We start from the raw sequence: 16,824 nt of genomic DNA, 5'->3' as shown, positions 1-16,824 counted from the left end.
TAGTCCAACTTTCAAGCGGAAAGGGCATTTTATCTAAAAGCGAAAAATGGAATTAAGGAAAGAGCATTTGGAATTCGAAAAAATCATTGAGAGTATAGTTGGACTTAGAGTTTCTTCAGTAAGTTATCATTCTAGGGTGGAGAGAATGATTACATCTAAATCCTTTCAAGAATCCCATTTTAAGCAAATTGATTCAGTCGATTTTTCAGTTTTGATACAAAGTCAGAATAATAAAAAGATTGAAATTTTATGGGATAGTTCCTTTTTTCAATACGGAGTTGGTATAAAGATAAATGAAGACAGTCCTTTTGAGAATTATCAAATTACAGATGTGAGTAATTCCCTTATTTGGAATAATACGATAGGACAAACTATTGAAAATATTACTGTTAATTGGGATGTAGCAATTGAAGAAAACTTAGATGGAAGTATTATAAGAAAGATTCTTTATCCTCAATCACTTGTTCTATCATTTTCCAATTCAAACAAAATTTTTGTTTCCGCAACTGGATTTTTAGAAAGAGATGATGAGCAAGTATATCCATACTTAGACAAATTAACTATTACCCAAGATGAAGCATTGGCAAAGCAAACTAGAATGATACCCCCATTTTCAGTGAAGGTCAGAAGTCAGAAGGGATGACTTACCATCAAATATTTCTGACGCTCTGAGGAATAGGGTATTAAGTTTATCGACAAGATATTCGGCTCACACCGAAATCGCATCCATGCTAGGCAGTAAAAGTTAGACCGTAGTAGGTGATACACTTCCAATGGAACAATTACTTATGGAATTTCAAAGGGGCTTTCCCCATCCCAAATTAAAGCTTTTCTTAGTAGTGGGATCCCAAGAATAGTAACAAATGCAAGATGGGGGATTCAATAATTTGTGGAATTTCAGGGAAAAGCAATAGCATTAATATATCTAATGGTACAAACCATGGAAAGATGATTACTTACTTATTAAACGCTTACAGACAAGAATAAATCTTGTATTGATTCATTGGGACCCAATAAGAATTCAGAATTTCGGGGTTTTTGCTCACAATGTTTATATGGAATATGTCAGATATATTGATCCAATTATTGAAGTTATTTCTGTGAAGATTGAGCTCGAAAAATTGCTTTTAGATTTGGCAACTGATGTTACCGGACTTGATATCGAAAATAAAAAATTAAGGTTAGAAATTGAACGTCTTGTTAAAAGGCTTATGGAGATTTATAAAGAAGAGGAATTCAAAAGATAATTAAAATAAAAGAAGCCGAGACTATTGAAGAAGTGTATGAGCCTTTTCTGATTCAGGAAGGCTATATGAAACGAACAGCCCGAGGAAGAATGGCCACTGAACTGGCATACAAGCATCTAAAAATCAAGCCAGCCCAAGGATGGGAGGTTTGTTTGATGTTTAATTAAAGAACAAGATCACTTTTCTTTCGTAAATTAAGTTCTTGAAAGAATTTTGCTTATGAGTATTTCAAACCTAAAATCTGCAATAATTTCCAAAGTCTCCTCTTTAAATGATGAGAAGCTTTTAGAGGAAATTAATAGAATTCTTGATCTTGAAGTAGATCTTGTCTCTAGTTATATACTAAGTTCAGAAGAAAAGAAATCAATTGAAAAGGGCTTAGAGGACATCCAAGAAAATCGAGTTTATTCCACTGAGCAAGCAGAAAAGCTGTTAAGGGAATGGTTAGGGAAATAGAGTGGACCCTTTCGTCCATTCAAGATAGGCTCGAAATCTATACTTATTGGAAGAATCGAAATAAATCCACACTATTTAGTGAAAAGCTAGAAGCTATTTTTCTCAAGGCAGCAAATATAATCGCTGAAAACCCACTTATTGGGATAGAGTCAGATTATGAGGGAGTGAGAGTGAAAGTGATGAAAGGATTCAAAATTTTTTACTCCTATTCTGAAGACAAAATACAAATACTCAGAGTATGGGATCCAAGGCAAAACCCCAGAAAGCTAAAAATCTGAGATAGCTTTAAAAAAAAAGGCCTAGAATAATTCTCTAGGCCTTTTACTTTACTTTTTCAGCGAAGCCATATCAATCACAAATCGATAATGAACATCACCCGCGATGGTGCGCTCATAAGCTTCGTTGATTTTTTCAATAGGAATTACTTCCACATCTGATACAATTCCATGCTCTGCACAGAAGTCGAGCATTTCCTGGGTTTCCTTGATACCCCCTATTAAGGAGCCTGCTAAACTTTTTCTTCCAAAAATCAAGGAAGTAGCGTGAATCTGTTCAGGAGTTGGCGGAACGCCAAGCAATACCATCACTCCATCAGTGCGAAGAAGATTCAGGTAAGCAGAGTAATCATGCGACGCGGACACGGTATCAATAATGATATCATAAGACCCCTTCAAGCGCTTCATATTTTTAGGATCTGTAGTCAACTCAAAGTGATGAGCTCCCAATGAATCGGCATCCTTAGCTTTTTCAGGCGAACGACTTAACATGGTAACTTCCGCTCCCATTGCAGAGGCAAGTTTCACGGCCATATGTCCCAAACCTCCCAATCCTACAACTGCTACTTTATCCCCTTTTTTAACATTCCAATGCCGTAAAGGAGAATATGTGGTGATCCCGGCGCAAAGTAATGGAGCTACCCCTTCCAAAGGAAGTTTATCCGAAACACTCAATACAAAATTTTCAGTGACAACTATGGAAGAGGAATAGCCTCCATAGGTAATGGTTTTCTTGTCTTGTAAGTAAGAATTATAGGTGCCGGACATTCCATTTTCACAAAATTGCTCCAAATCAGCCTCACAGTTTTGGCACTTTTGGCAAGAGTCCACCATGCAGCCAACCCCTACAGTATCACCAACTTTGAATTTGGAGACTTCCTGTCCTACGGCAGTTACTTTTCCTACGATTTCATGGCCCGGGACTACCGGATACATGGTAGAGCCTCCCCATTCATTTCTTGCAGTGTGGATATCAGAGTGGCAAACTCCGCAATACAAAATTTCAATTTCAACATCCTTTGCCCCGACAGATCTTCTTTCTAGATCGTAAGGTCCAAGAGGTTTTTCTGCCTCAAAGGCAGCATAAGCTTTAACAGTTTTCATAAAAAAGGATTTATGGTTTGAGATGGAACACGATGTGAGACAGATAAGTTTTCAACGTAAAAAGCCATCGGGTTTCGATGGCTTTCCAATTACTTTATTTCTTGAGCAGCTTCTTGGTCCAGATACCAGACCAAAGAGTCACTGCTGGGATTGACCATGCTGGCAGGGTAACTATTATATTCTCCCTCTCTTCGAATGACCTCCCTTACTTTTTCTTTTTTGCTTGCACCAGTGACCAAGAAAACAACGTGTTTGGCTTGATTAATTACTCTACCCGTTATGGTGACTCTTTTTTGTCCTGAATCAGGGTGGGTAGCTACTTTACAATTTCTGGATGAATCCCAGAGATAAATGGAGTTGGGAAAAATGGATGCGGTATGACCATCATCACCCATGCCTAATATCACCAAGTCAAACTGAGGTATTCCTTTTTCCAAAGGAAGCGTTTTATCCAAAAGCTCCGCATATCTCAAAGCTTCTTCCTCAGGATCATTTTCTCCCAAAACACGAAATACATTGGCTTCAGGAATGGATATCTTAGAAAGCAGATGATCTACAGTCATTTTATAATTGCTTTCTGAATCTGTGGGCGGAACACATCTTTCATCTCCCCAAAAGAAAAAAACTTTGCTCCAATCAATCTTATTTCTGTATTCTGAAGCTAAATAATCGAAAACAGTTTTTGGAGTACTTCCTCCCGATAGAGCCACAAATAGCTGCTCTTGGGATTGCACCAATTCTGCAAAATAAGCCGAAAAAGACTTGGCTACTTCTGTTTTATTTTCGAGAATTTTAATTTCCATAGCTCTATAGTAAGGTTTAAATTAGCATAGAATACAAAAGCCTGACTCGTCAGTTAGTAAGTCACCGGGGTTTCTCCAGCCAAAACTGTCTTCTATCAATTCATCTGAGTTTTTAGGCCCCCATGTTCCAGCTGCATATCCATAAGTATTGACAGATGGATTGTTTTCCCAGCACTCCAGAATAGGATCTACAAATCTCCAAGCTGCTTCTACTTCATCCGCTCTAGCATAGAGGGTGGTATCTCCCTGCATGGCATCCAATAAAAGACGCTCATACGCATCCATGACTTGGGCGGAATCCAAGTCTGAATAATAGAAGTCCATGTTGGCTTGCTCGACATGAAATCCGAGACCGGGAACTTTCACTCCAAATTTCAAAAGAACTCCTTCATCTGGTTGAATCCTTATGATAAGCTTATTATCCTTTTTGTAGACATCCTGGCTTTTGAAAACCTCGTGGTGTGGGGTTTTAAAATGGATTACTACTTCTGTTACCTTGGTAGGCATGGCCTTTCCTGTTCGAACGTAGAACGGAACATCTTTCCATCTCCAATTATCAACGTAGAATTTGAGGGCAGCAAATGTTTCCGTGGTAGATTCAGGATTTACACCTTCTTCTTCCCGGTATCCTTTGACTTTCTTTCCTCCAATTGTGGATCCTACATATTGGCCTCTTAAGGTATTTTTAATGATAGTTTCCTCATCTTTCATGATGCGCAATGATTTCAAGGCTTTTACCTTTTCATCTCGGATTTCTTCTGCATCAGAACTGATCGGTGGCTCCATTACGATCAAGGAAACAATTTGAAGCAAATGGCTTTGGAACATATCTCTCAATGCCCCGGACTTATCATAATATCCACCTCTTTTCTCTACCCCTACTGTTTCAGCATTGGTGATTTCCACATGATGGATATAGCGTCGGTTCCAAAGTGGTTCGAAGATGGAGTTGGAGAAGCGGGTTACCAATAAGTTTTGAACCGTTTCTTTTCCCAGGTAATGATCAATTCTATATACCTGTCCTTCATTGAAATAATAATGGAGCCCATCATTCAATGCTTTCGCAGACTTCAGGTTATATCCAAATGGTTTTTCTACGATCAATCTTCTCCAGCCTTTTTCTTCCTTGGTCAATCCTGCATCATGAAGGTTTTTGGCGATGGTTTCATATAAGCTGGGAGGAGTAGATAGATAAAAGATCAGATTTCCGTCTGTTCCATGTTCCTCATCCAGCTGATTGATTCTTTTGGCTAACTTTTCGTAAGAAGCATCATAATCAGTGCCTAGGTCTTCATAGTAAAGCTTATCGGCAAACTTCTGTACAAAGTCTTTTTCCTCCTTGGCTATTTTTTTCTGAAGAAACTCGCTTTCAAGTACAACCTTAGACCGAAACTCCTCACTTCCCATATTACTTCTACTCACTCCTAAAACCACAAAGTTTTCCGGTAAATGCTGGCCTTTGTAGAGGTTGTAAATGGCTGGAATTAATTTTCTGGCAGTCAAATCACCCGAAGCTCCAAAAATAATTAGCATTTGGTTTAGGGTTTTTTTCATCAAATCAGCGGGATTAGGGTGTGTTTTAGGAAGCAAAAATCTGAATCTTTCTCAATACTTTTTTGGAAAAAAGCAGGCATGCTCCGTAGGATAGGTTAATTTTGAATTCGAATCGTAAAAATAAGGCTTATTTATTTTAAACTTCGAGCAAATAATAGATTAAGCTGGAAAAAGCGAGAAAGCATAAAAAAGATGGAGCAAAAGCAATTTGATTTTGGACTGATTGGCCTGGGCGTGATGGGCCGAAACTTTATTTTAAACGTAGCGGACAATGATTTCAAAGCCTTTGGCTATGATTTGGATCCCGAGAAAGTTTCAGCATTGATCAAAGAAGGCGGTAATCCCGAAAGAGTAAATGCTAGCTCAGACTTGAAAACATTTATTGCTTCCCTTTCCTCACCTCGTAAAATCATGCTTTTGGTTCCTGCTGGAAAAATTGTTGACCAGGTGATTGAGGATTTAATTCCTCATTTGGATAAAGGAGATATTATTATTGATGGAGGAAATTCATTTTTCACCGATACAGATCGAAGAGATACCTACTTGCAAGAGAAAGGGATTCACTTTTTTGGTTCCGGTGTTTCCGGTGGGGCTGAAGGGGCCAGAAAAGGTCCAAGCATTATGCCTGGGGGGAATAAGGAAGCCTATGAGCATGTGCGTCCAGTTTTTGAAGCGGTTGCTGCCAAATACAAAGGTGAACCTTGTGTTGCCTACTTAGGTCCTAAGTCTGCAGGCAATTATGTAAAAATGGTTCATAATGGAATTGAGTATGCACTTATGCAGCTAACCTCTGAGATTTATGACCTGCTGAAAAAGGCTGGAAATCTTACGAATGACGAACTTCATGAGGTTTATGCCTCTTGGAATAAGGATAGGCTACAATCATTTTTGGTTGAGATCACTTCAGAAATCTTCCTTCAAAAAGATGAGTTTTCTGATGGAAGATTGGTAGACCAGATTTTGGATAAAGCCAAACAAAAAGGAACAGGAAAGTGGACCTCTCAAAATGCGATGGACTTGGGGATACCTATACCGACCATTGATATGGCGGTAAGTATGCGTGAGATCTCAGCTTTGAAAGATCAGCGAATCCAGGCAGATAAACTATATCATAGACCAGCTTTGGTGGCCATGGATAAGGATCAACTGATCCACCAAGCAGAACAGGCACTGTATTTTTCTTTTATAGTTTCTTATGCACAAGGCTTACACCAGTTGGCCGAGGCATCCAGAGAATACGGGTATGAACTGAATTTGGCCCAGATTTCAAAAATTTGGAGAGCAGGGTGCATTATTCGTGCAGGTTTGTTGGCAGATATTGCTGAGGCCTTTGAGGCGGATCCTCAACTTACTAATTTGTTGCTATCTCCTTCTTTTGTCAAGCAGGTGCAGGACTGTCTACCAGCGGTGAGAAAAACAGTGATATACGCTGCTGAATTTGGAATTCCAGTTCCCGGATTATTTTCTTCATTAAGCTATTTTGATGCATTCACTTCAGGAAGATTACCTTTGAACCTAATCCAGGCTCAGCGAGATCATTTCGGTTCGCATACCTACGAAAGAATCGATAGAGAGGGAATCTTCCATACCGAGTGGGGGGAGTAAGTTAATGGTAATTAGTTATTAGGAAAGCTTGAGAAAATACTCGCGGCGACGCAGAGGCGCAGCATTTTTTCTCCCGCAAAGACTGGAAGAGGCTAAGTATCCTCTGTGGTTTTTAAAATTGCTCGCGGAAACGCAGATGAAAAGTTATTGGTTATTGAGTAATAGGTTATTAGGGTCGTCCCCCTATTCCGATGACAGGAGTTCTAAGTCTGACTCTTTTAGCATCAGAGGCAACGGTTATTGAGTTATTAGTTATTAAGGGCGGTCCATTATTCATGATGAAGGATGTATTTCCTAATAACTGGTCTTTCATTTTTAGCAGGGGAGAAAGGTTGGAAAAAAACTTTGCGATCTCCTTTGCGCCTTCAGCGGCTCAGCGGTACAAATTAATCTCGAAAATAGCGCAGCGGCATCGCGATATTGTCTCCCGCTAAGAATTTAAGAAGCAAAGAAAAAGTTTAAAGTTTGGACGTCACTGCGAGCGCAGCTTGCGGAGCGCGGCAGTCTCAATTTCTCTAGCTGAGTTGCAACGGAGCAGCGATAATGTATCCCGCAAAGAAAAGAAGTGGCTAAGAGTTTAGAATGCTATGTTTTCTATCATTCCTATGCTGTTTAAAAATAATGGCTTGCAGAGGCGCGGCGACGCAACGGTTTTATCTCTCGCAAAGACTGGAAGAGGCAAAGAGTTTAGCATGTTATGTTTTCAATCTCTTGTAAGCGATTAAAATATGCTTTCAGGTTAGAAAAATAAAGAGTGAAAGAAGCAAGATTTTTCAAAGATTTCGTAAAACGCAACGCAGATTCTTTGAGCGCATAAATCCGCAATTTTCACCAATCTGATGGGTGTTTTGACATTTTTAAGTTAAAACATTATCGCAGAATTCTGATCAGGCTTCAATTTTCTAAAAGATAGAATATTTCCACGAGGCATATAGATGAGAGTTAATTGCTCATGGTTTAATGTTTCCAGATAATAACAAAAAACAAATCCCTCTTCATCTTTAATTTGAAGGTACTTCTGATCTTTCAAATCCGTTTCCTTGTATTCGCTACAAGTGGTTTCCCAATCAAGAATGTTAAAAACCCCTGAACTTGATTCGTTTTGGCCCTCATATTCACTTTGAAATAAGAAAGGGTTAGAAAACTCCCAAATGAGCTTTTGATCTTCCTCACTTATCCATTTTCCAATTATAGCCCGAGGTATGAATTCTTGTGAAAAGCCAATTGGAATTCCCGAAAAACCAAAAAGAAACAAGAAAACAGCAATCAATTTTTTCATTCGATAGATTGATCTTTTGGGAATCGAGAACGGATTGGTTGTCCATTACTATATACAGTAGTTCCTATCCAGCTTTCATCCCAATTATATAAATTAAATTCTCCAGAAAAATTATTGGGGATATTCAAGTAGCCTATCAGGTGAAAATTATTCGCTGAAAAGATGTGCTCCGTGTCTTCAGAATTAATTTTTAAAAAATATGGTGCATATTCCTTTTCCTGTTTTTTTACCAAAACTAGAGAGGTTCGTACGGATTTAGGGGGCTTTTTATTTCCTGTGACGCCAAACATCATCCCATTTGGATAGTGAACCGGAATCTCAATAGCTGTGCGATTTTTGGAATCAATCAAAACCAAAGCTCTTTCCCAATTGAACTCCCGAGTCAAAAATTTGGGATCTAATCTATCTGATTTAGTTTGTAAAGCTTTCAAGTCCATGGCTTCTTGATTTTGCTGTAACCATTCTCTCGCCTCTATGACTTCAGGGCTTAATCTCTTCAGATCTGGATTTAAACCGTCTTGCACACAAGCGGAAACTGAAAGGACAAAAATTAATAGATATACAATTTTTCGCATGGAGTATTTAAAAGTAGGATTCTCCTTTCAATAAAATAAAATCTGAAACAATTACAAAGAAGCTAGTTGGTTTTTAATTTTGTTTGATCTCCATCAAAGAGGCAAAGTGTTTTTTCAATTGTCTATTCTAAACTAAAAACACTGATTTTCTCAGCGAACTCTTTGCTCCCTACACGTCTTTTTGGGTTAAAATCAATCCACCTTTAACTCAGACCTCAATTTTAAGACATAAAAAATCTCAAAAGTCCCTGTGTCCTTCGTAAATCTTAAATCAGAACTCAAAAATAGCTATTGAAGTATAAGAGTTTCTTCAACACCTCTTTTACCCTACTTTCATTCGTAGCTCGCCTTGCCTTTTGACGATTTTCAGGTCAAAATACTGATTGATAAAAGCCTTGCAATTATTCTCAGCCCATTCAGCTCGGGATTCTGTGTCATACAGAACAGTCATTCTAAGCATGGTTTTGACATACTGCTCATGATTACCCAGCTCCTTCACGTAATTGATGAATGAATTTTCCCAATCCTCTTTAAACTTTTCGAAATGAGATTTTCCGTCAAAAAGTAATTCCAATTGATTATCTCCATGCTTAAATCGGTAGATTCCACAAAGCTGGCGGTAAATCATACGGATTCGGTCTGTTGGAAATTCAAAGCTGTCAAGAATCCTAGCATAGGTCTGATCCATTAGCTGCAATGGATTGTACAGGTATGTGTAGGAGCGCTTTAGCTCATAAATCATCTGCTCCAAAAGTTCCTCCTCCAGCACAAACTGAGCCTGTCTCAGGATATAGTTTTTGTCTAATGGAAAGAGTTTTTCGATCATAAAGCCTTGAATAACTGAGCAAAAATAGAAAAAACTGATGAAAGTCTCGGAATAAGCTTGAAGTTTTAACGTATAAAAACAAATATTAGTCTGAAAATCACCCCAAAAGAAAAAACTACCAATCAGCGGGTCTCCGTGCTTGATATGCCGCCATTTGATCCAATAAATCCACTGGGTCATCAGAAACTATGAGAAGCTCTTCCTGCTCTGGATACAAGAATCCAGAATCCATCGCATGGTTCAAGAAATCAATCAATTTGTCATAATAACCATTGACATTGTATAAGGCCAAGGGCTTTTGAATATAATGCAACTGGTTGAGCGTCATGATTTCGAAAAGCTCTTCGAGGGTTCCTATTCCGCCAGGCATGGCAATAAATCCATCTCCTCTTTCTGCCATCAGCCATTTCCTATCTCTCATCGTTTCTACCACAATCAACTCCGTGCAGCCCGTATGAGCGACTTCCCGATCAACTAGCTTTTGGGGAATTATCCCAAGGACTTCTTTATTTCCTGCCAGCATCTCATCGGCTATTACCCCCATCAATCCTACTCTTCCTGCTCCATACACTAAGGAAAGGTCTCTTTTGATCATTTCATGAGCTAAAGCTCTTGCAGCAGATTCAAATACAGAAGAATTTCCTTTTTTGGATCCGCAATAAATGGTGACTTTTTTCATACTATTAAAATCTGTTTTCGAAGTTAGAGCTTTGATCCTGCATACCCAAGTTCAACCGTGTCAGCCCATAGATATTTTTCTATTTTTGAATTATGAAAATCTGTTTTGCTACCAATAATGCCAAGAAAATAGAAGAGGTAAAAGCTGCTCTTGGTGATAAATTTCAAATTGTTTCTTTGCTGGAAATAGGTTGCCACGAAGAATTACCGGAAACTGGAAATACGCTCGAGCACAATGCATTTCAAAAAGCCCGATATGTCAAGGAGAATTATGGAGTAGATTGTTTTGCGGATGATACCGGCTTGGAAGTGGAGGCTTTGGATGGAGCTCCGGGTGTGTACTCTGGAAGGTACTCTGGAGAACCCCGATCAGACGAGCGGAATATTGATAAACTTTTGGAGAATCTGAGAGGCAAAGCAAATCGTAAAGCGAGGTTTAGAACTGTCATAGCATTGATTCTGGATGGAAAAGAACATCAATTCGAAGGAATAGCGGAAGGACAGATACTTGATAAGCGGATTGGTGAAAAAGGTTTTGGATACGACCCGGTATTTCAGCCAGAAGGATATGAGAAGACTTTTGCAGAATTGAGTATGGATGAGAAAAACCAAATTTCCCACCGGGGAAAGGCAGTAAATCAATTGATTAAATTTCTAAGCCAAAGAAAATTCTGATAAAAGGGTGAAAATGATTTAACTTTGTGCCCATGCAAAAGCCATTTATCGTCGGGATCACTGGGGGTTCTGCTTCAGGAAAGACCCTTTTCTTAGAGCGTTTATTGAGTACTTTTGAACCCGGCGAGGTTTGTCTTATTTCTCAGGATAATTATTACAAACCCAGACACTTGCAGCCCGTAGATGCCCAAGGGATACATAATTTCGATACTCCTTTTAGCATTGATTTTGAAGCCTATGCTTCTGATATCCGTAAAATCCAAGCTGGAGAAACTGTACAAAGGGAAGAATACACTTTTAATAATGCTGCTAAAAAGCCAAAAATGCTGACTTTCAATTCAGCTCCAGTGGTAGTAGTGGAGGGAATATTTGTTCTTTATTATCCCGAATTGGCAGAGTTGTTAGATTTGAAAATTTTTATCGATGCCAAAGACCATATTAAACTCAAAAGAAGAATCATCCGAGATAAAGTAGAAAGAGGCTATGACCTGGATGATGTGCTTTATCGATACGAAATGCACGTCATGCCTACCTATGAAAAATATATCAAGCCTTTCAAAAATGAGGCGGATTTGATCGTTCCAAACAATCATAGTTTCGATAAAGCGCTGGAAGTGATCCGTACTTATTTGAGAGCCAAGTCTGGTAAATAAGCAAAAAAACATAGCTAAATTACTTGGGAATCAAAATATGGCTATATTTGCATCCCATGAATAGCAAGAAGACAAATAGCAATCTTTTGAAGCAGCGGGTCACCGTTTTGCTTGCTTTGCTTTTGTGTTTCTTCATCTCTTCAGTAGAATATACTGCATTGGACGAGTCGGTTCAAACCGAGCAACATACCAATTCTGATCAAGAACAAACTTTTTTGAGCGTTGCAGTAGATGCCGTAGTTCCATTTGCGGTTCAGGTGACCCACACAGTATTCTATTTGATATATGAAATTGTCAGCTTCGAGCCCAGATCTTTTGTAGCAGAAGCTGTTTCCATTATTCAGCCCAATCAGCTGGTTGAAATACTTTTTGAGCGGATTATATCCACTAAAGGACCCTAAAACCCTCTTTTTTCTAATTTAAATCTGCAAGCTGCTCTGCAGCATTGCCTAATTCTGTATTCACAAATAATAATTTAATATCTAATCCCTATGCAAAACAAAGGTGTCATTGTGTTTTTGACAGTGATTATTACAGGCCTCTGTCTGTACTATCTGTCATTCACATTTGTATCTAATGGCATTCAGAAAAATGCATCCGAGTATGCAACTGATGCTTCCGGCAATGTTGATTTTGCCAAAAGAAGAGCTTATCTGGATTCCATCTGGAGAGAGCCTGTTTACAATTTTCTAGGTGCTGATTTTACTTATCAGGAGATCAAAGAAACCGAACTTGGTTTGGGTCTGGATCTTCAAGGAGGTATGCACGTGACTTTGGAAGTTTCCCCGGTGGAAATCGTCAAAGGTCTGGCAGGAAATCCCAAAGATGAAGGCTTTAACAAAGCAGTAGAAGATGCCAGACAGGCAGCAAAAACCTCTACAGATAAATTTGTCAACCTATTCTATTCCGCTTGGCAGTCCAATAATCCAAATAAAAAGCTAAGCAGCATTTTCGCAACAGCTGCGAACAGAGGAAGAATCTCTTTGGAGTCTTCTGATTCTGAAATTTTGGATATCATAGACAAAGAAGTTGAAAATGCGATCGATCGTTCTTTCAACATTTTGAGAACTCGTATCGACCGTTTTGGTACTTCTCAGCCAAATATTCAGAGAATCCAAGGTTCTGGAAGAATCCAAATCGAGCTTCCAGGTGTGGATAATCAGGAAAGAGTTAGAAACTTGCTTCAAGGTGTAGCTAAACTTCAGTTCTGGGAAGTAGCTGAATTGAATGATTTAGGCGGTTCTTTGGAAGCAGTAAATGCGGCTTGGGTTGCTGACAACAAATCTTCCAACACTCCTGCTGCTGCTGATACAGTTTCCACAGAAAATATGTCTGAGGAAGATTCTCTAAGAAATGCTTTGGAAAAGCAGTTGGCAGAGATTGACCCGTTGAATCCTAGCACAGATGTTTCTCCAGTTTTCAGCTTGTTGTATCCAAATTACGGTTTGGCTTATCAGGTGAGAGATACCGTTGTGATCAACAGAATATTGAAAAACCCTGATTACAACTCTCTTTTACCAAGAGATATCAAATTGCTTTGGGGAGTAAAACCATTCACTCCGGAAGGAACTAGCGACGAGGTTCTCGAACTTTACGCTATCAAGGCTCCAAGAGGAACAGATGAAGCTCCTTTGGAAGGAGATGTGGTGACAGATGCCCGTCAGGTTTTGGATCAAACTTCCAGACCTGCAGTTTCCATGCAGATGAATGCTGAAGGAGCTAGAAAATGGAGATCCTTGACCGCTGCCAATATTGGAAAAAGAATTGCAGTTGTACTAGACAACTATGTATATACAGCTCCAGTAGTAAACGGTGAAATTCCTACAGGACAATCTGAAATTTCAGGTTCTTTCAGCCTTCAGGAAGCTCAGGATTTGGCTAATATCTTGAAGTCAGGTTCTCTTCCAGCGCCTACTCAAATCGTAGAAGAAAGTATCATTGGTCCAACATTGGGTAAAGAAGCTCAAAGTCAAGGCGTGTTCTCTATGATTTCCGGTTTGGTGATCGTAGTGCTATTCATGTTGGCTTACTATTCTAAAGGTGGACTTGTAGCAATTGCTGCATTGGTGTTCAACATCTTCTTTATCCTAGGAATTCTAGCTCAGTTAGGTGCTGCACTTACATTGCCAGGTATCGCAGGTATCGTGTTAACCATTGGTATGTCCATTGATGCGAACGTTCTGATTTTCGAGCGTATCAAGGAAGAACTTAGAAATGGAGCAGGATTGATTGCGGCAATTAACTCTGGTTACAATAAGGCATTCTCTGCTATTTTGGACTCCAACGTCACTACCTTCTTGACCGGTGCTATTTTGTACGCCTTGGGTCAGGGTCCTGTTAAAGGATTTGCAATCGTATTGATGATCGGTATTGCTTCTTCATTTTTCTCTGCGGTATTCATCACAAGAGTAATTGTGTCTTGGATGAGCAAAAAAGGTGACAAGAGCTCTATCAGCTTCTCTTCTCCAATTGCAAAAAATACATTGAGCAGCTTAAACTTCGATTTCTTAGGAAAGCGTAAAATAGCTTATTTGATCTCTTCAGGAATTATTATCCTTGGTTTAGGGATTGCTGCTGTCAATGGATTGAAATTCGGTGTTGACTTTACTGGAGGTAGATCTTACATCGTAGCTTTTGAAGAGCCAGTAGTTCCTTCTGAACTGAAAGTCGGTTTGGATGGTGAATTTGATGGTTCAGTAGAGGTGAAAACATACGGTGCAAACAATGTATTGAAAGTTACTACTTCCTACTTGATCAATGAAGATGATGATGCTTCTAACAAACAAGTAGAGGAAAAAGTAAAATCAGGAATTGCATCAGTAACTGGATTGACTTTCACAGATGATGCTGAAAATCTTACTTCAGGACAGTTTGCTATCACAGGTTCATCCAAAGTAGGAGCTACAGTTGCAGATGATATCAAAGCTTCCTCTGTGGAGGCGATGCTAGCTGCATTGATTGCCATCTTCCTTTATATCTTGGTGAGATTCCGTAAGTGGCAATTCTCTTTGGCTTCCATCATCGCATTGATTCACGATACATTATTTGTGATTGCAGCCTTTGCTATTGCAAGCGCATTTGGGGCAACCTTCGAAATCGATCAAGTATTTATTGCAGCGGTGTTGACAGTGATTGGTTATTCCATCAACGATACCGTGATCGTATTTGACCGAATCAGAGAGAATATCGAAAACAGAGGTACTGGTAAGCTTGTGAAAATCTTTAATGATGCCATTAATCAGACATTAGGACGTACTTTGATTACTTCATTCACAACATTGATTGTGGTAATTGTACTCTTGATATTTGGTGGCGAAGTGTTAAGAGGATTCTCTTTCGCATTGTTCATCGGTATCCTAGTAGGTACTTATTCTTCCGTATACATCGCTACTCCTATTGTAGTAGACTTGATGAAGCGTGAGATTGAAAGTGAAAAAGAGAAAGAAGCTAAAAAAGTCAGCTAATCTCTAGCCTATATAATTGTAAAGCCACTCCTTTTTGAAGGGAGTGGCTTTTTTAATTACTTGCTATGCAGACTTAGCTGGATAGGGTTTTGAGGCGATTTTATTTTAAGAATTTTCCCTTACCGGATACCTAGTAAAGATTAGCAATCAATTTTTATTACAAGAAATCTGAAAGCATTTCTATTCGAAAGAAATCGGCATTGATAGAAAGGATTTTGAAGCCTCTTTATTTCAGTCTATAAATTCCATTGCTTTCCAGTCTATATTCTCTTGCCAGTTCTGGATAATCTTTCAGTAGCTTTTCAAAAACTCCCTCCTGATCCAAAATAAGCGAAGGCCTTTGGCTTTGGATCAACTGGAATAATTTGGCGCGTTGCGGAAGGCTTCTATCCATTTCAAGGAATAGCTTGCTTAGATGGAAGTTCAAAAAAGGTCCTTCGAAGGTTCCAATGAGGTAAGGACTGATGTCGTCTCCTAATATCATCATTCCTTTTCCATCATATTTGGCTGAAGAATTTTCTTTGATGAAGTAGTCGGATTCTTTTTTTACTTCCTCAGACATCCACCACCAGCTAAATGCAGGCAAAGCGATAATAAGAAGATAAAAAGCTATGGTGGCAATGCTTTTTTTGACAGTCAGAAAAAATGGTGTAATCAAATAACTAAGTCCCGGAAGTAAAATAACCAATTGAAACCCTGCCTGTCTTTTTGAAAAGAAAATACTCAGTACAGCAAAAATTAGCCAAATGACCATCAATTGTCTTTGTTTTTGCTGATTGATGGTGGAAGCTCTAAAGACTGAACTGAAAAACAAACCTACCAAAGCAAGTAAAACCGGAAGCGCACCTAAAATCAACCAATTCAAATAAGGTTGATATAGGTACTTTTCGGATACAAAGATCAATGGCCATATTTCTATTGCTTCATCTAATCCATTATTCCAATAGTAAAAAACAGAGATCAATAATATGGGCAAGAGATATCCCATGAGAGAAAGCATCAGTTGTCTAAATGAAAACCCACTGATAGCAATGCCTACTAAAATCATGTAGGGAAGGAAAACCACGTAGATAGGATGAAATCCTGTAGCAAGTCCTCCATAAATACCGATCAACAAGGTTGATTCGGTGCTGTCTTTTTGGAGTACTGTTTGTGAGAAAAGCTTGGATAAGGCCAAAACCAAGAATGTACTTCCCAATAATGCGGGTGAAAGACTTAAGGTATCAAAGCTGATATGGAAAAGCGCCAACATGATGATAGCTGGCAAATAGGTGTTTTCATCATAAACCCGGTATTTGATTAATACGTTGTTCCAGAAAACAACTTGGAACAAGACTAAAATCCTTCCAAGAATTTCCAGCATGAGCGGATTCCTGCCAAAAAGAAAATCCAACAAGGAAAATAATCCTGCTGATAATGGCCCGGTATCATCAATAATGTGTTGGTAAAGAAAAACACCATTGCCAAGGCGCTCTCCTAATAACATCCAATTTAGCTGTGTAGCAGTAATCGGAAAATCCGAAAATAGGATGTAAATAAGGCTCCAAATCACCAGGAACAGCAATATTCCTATGAGTCGGAAAGGATCGTTTACTTTGAAAAATTGATACAAGGTGTTGGGTATTCGTTA

At 38.9% G+C, this 16,824-nt stretch carries 17 protein-coding genes and 1 pseudogene; 10 read left to right on the top strand and 8 right to left on the bottom strand.

The features are described 5' to 3' along the window. Window positions 1-46: 46 nt before the first annotated feature. The 5 genes and pseudogenes from B2906_RS06635 (at window position 47) to B2906_RS06615 (ending at window position 1,981) form a co-directional block, all read left to right on the top strand. A complete protein-coding gene (locus B2906_RS06635; RefSeq protein WP_219957243.1) occupies window positions 47-643 on the top strand; it encodes a hypothetical protein in 597 nt (198 codons plus the stop codon). A 352-nt stretch (window positions 644-995) separates the two neighbouring features. Further along, window positions 996-1,247 carry a hypothetical protein gene (locus B2906_RS06630; RefSeq protein ID WP_219957242.1) on the top strand — a complete coding sequence of 84 codons (252 nt, stop codon included), beginning with the start codon at window positions 996-998 and terminating at the stop codon, window positions 1,245-1,247. A gap of 8 nt (window positions 1,248-1,255) precedes the next feature. After that, a pseudogene (locus B2906_RS06625) lies at window positions 1,256-1,414 on the top strand (Holliday junction DNA helicase RuvB C-terminal domain-containing protein); the annotation flags it as partial. Window positions 1,415-1,466: 52 nt separating this feature from the next. Beyond that, complete coding sequence (locus tag B2906_RS06620; protein ID WP_219957241.1) at window positions 1,467-1,703, top strand: hypothetical protein; 237 nt, start codon at window positions 1,467-1,469, stop codon at window positions 1,701-1,703. Continuing rightward, window positions 1,688-1,981 carry a type II toxin-antitoxin system RelE/ParE family toxin gene (locus B2906_RS06615; protein WP_219957240.1) on the top strand — a complete coding sequence of 98 codons (294 nt, stop codon included), beginning with the start codon at window positions 1,688-1,690 and terminating at the stop codon, window positions 1,979-1,981. The genes B2906_RS06620 and B2906_RS06615 overlap by 16 nt, the downstream gene beginning before the upstream one ends. 48 nt (window positions 1,982-2,029) lie before the next feature. Here B2906_RS06615 and B2906_RS06610 read toward each other — a convergent pair whose 3' ends face one another. The 3 genes from B2906_RS06610 to zwf form a co-directional block, all read right to left on the bottom strand. Next, window positions 2,030-3,082 carry an NAD(P)-dependent alcohol dehydrogenase gene (locus tag B2906_RS06610; RefSeq protein ID WP_219957239.1) on the bottom strand — a complete coding sequence of 351 codons (1,053 nt, stop codon included), beginning with the start codon at window positions 3,080-3,082 and terminating at the stop codon, window positions 2,030-2,032. 89 nt (window positions 3,083-3,171) lie between these two features. Beyond that, window positions 3,172-3,885, bottom strand: a complete 714-nt coding sequence (gene pgl, locus B2906_RS06605) for a 6-phosphogluconolactonase (RefSeq protein WP_219957238.1) — start codon at window positions 3,883-3,885, stop codon at window positions 3,172-3,174. A gap of 21 nt (window positions 3,886-3,906) precedes the next feature. Further along, window positions 3,907-5,439: a glucose-6-phosphate dehydrogenase gene (gene zwf, locus B2906_RS06600; protein ID WP_091653609.1), complete on the bottom strand. Its 1,533-nt coding sequence runs from the start codon at window positions 5,437-5,439 to the stop codon at window positions 3,907-3,909. A gap of 192 nt (window positions 5,440-5,631) precedes the next feature. On the opposite strand from zwf, the gene gndA reads away from it, so the two are divergent. After that, window positions 5,632-7,044, top strand: a complete 1,413-nt coding sequence (gene gndA / locus B2906_RS06595; RefSeq protein ID WP_219957237.1) for an NADP-dependent phosphogluconate dehydrogenase — start codon at window positions 5,632-5,634, stop codon at window positions 7,042-7,044. A gap of 862 nt (window positions 7,045-7,906) precedes the next feature. Here gndA and B2906_RS06590 read toward each other — a convergent pair. From B2906_RS06590 to B2906_RS06575, 4 genes are all read right to left on the bottom strand, one after another. Further along, on the bottom strand, window positions 7,907-8,323 hold the full coding sequence (locus B2906_RS06590) for a hypothetical protein (RefSeq protein ID WP_219957236.1): 417 nt from the start codon (window positions 8,321-8,323) through the stop codon (window positions 7,907-7,909). Then, on the bottom strand, window positions 8,320-8,898 hold the full coding sequence (locus B2906_RS06585) for a hypothetical protein (protein WP_219957235.1): 579 nt from the start codon (window positions 8,896-8,898) through the stop codon (window positions 8,320-8,322). The genes B2906_RS06590 and B2906_RS06585 overlap by 4 nt, the downstream gene beginning before the upstream one ends. 322 nt (window positions 8,899-9,220) lie before the next feature. After that, window positions 9,221-9,724 carry a hypothetical protein gene (locus B2906_RS06580; protein WP_091653617.1) on the bottom strand — a complete coding sequence of 168 codons (504 nt, stop codon included), beginning with the start codon at window positions 9,722-9,724 and terminating at the stop codon, window positions 9,221-9,223. Between the two features lie 115 nt (window positions 9,725-9,839). Beyond that, window positions 9,840-10,403, bottom strand: a complete 564-nt coding sequence (locus B2906_RS06575) for a TIGR00730 family Rossman fold protein (RefSeq protein ID WP_091653619.1) — start codon at window positions 10,401-10,403, stop codon at window positions 9,840-9,842. A gap of 92 nt (window positions 10,404-10,495) precedes the next feature. Here B2906_RS06575 and B2906_RS06570 point away from each other — a divergent pair, with 92 nt between their 5' ends. From B2906_RS06570 to secDF, 4 genes are all read left to right on the top strand, one after another. After that, a complete protein-coding gene (locus tag B2906_RS06570; RefSeq protein WP_219957234.1) occupies window positions 10,496-11,077 on the top strand; it encodes a non-canonical purine NTP diphosphatase in 582 nt (193 codons plus the stop codon). A 32-nt stretch (window positions 11,078-11,109) separates the two neighbouring features. Continuing rightward, entirely contained in the window at window positions 11,110-11,730 is a 621-nt protein-coding gene (locus tag B2906_RS06565) for a uridine kinase family protein (RefSeq protein ID WP_219957233.1), read from the top strand. Window positions 11,731-11,786: 56 nt separating this feature from the next. Next, window positions 11,787-12,131 carry a hypothetical protein gene (locus tag B2906_RS06560; RefSeq protein ID WP_219957232.1) on the top strand — a complete coding sequence of 115 codons (345 nt, stop codon included), beginning with the start codon at window positions 11,787-11,789 and terminating at the stop codon, window positions 12,129-12,131. A gap of 90 nt (window positions 12,132-12,221) precedes the next feature. Beyond that, window positions 12,222-15,194, top strand: a complete 2,973-nt coding sequence (secDF, locus tag B2906_RS06555; protein ID WP_219957231.1) for a protein translocase subunit SecDF — start codon at window positions 12,222-12,224, stop codon at window positions 15,192-15,194. Window positions 15,195-15,420: 226 nt separating this feature from the next. On the opposite strand, the gene B2906_RS06550 is transcribed toward secDF, so the two are convergent. After that, window positions 15,421-16,806, bottom strand: a complete 1,386-nt coding sequence (locus tag B2906_RS06550) for a hypothetical protein (RefSeq protein ID WP_286936131.1) — start codon at window positions 16,804-16,806, stop codon at window positions 15,421-15,423. Window positions 16,807-16,824 lie beyond the last annotated feature (18 nt).

The organism is Algoriphagus sp. UBA3586, from assembly GCF_002376385.1.
GTDB classification, from domain to species: domain Bacteria; phylum Bacteroidota; class Bacteroidia; order Cytophagales; family Cyclobacteriaceae; genus Algoriphagus; species Algoriphagus ornithinivorans.
This window is presented reverse-complemented; position numbering and strand designations above follow the sequence as displayed.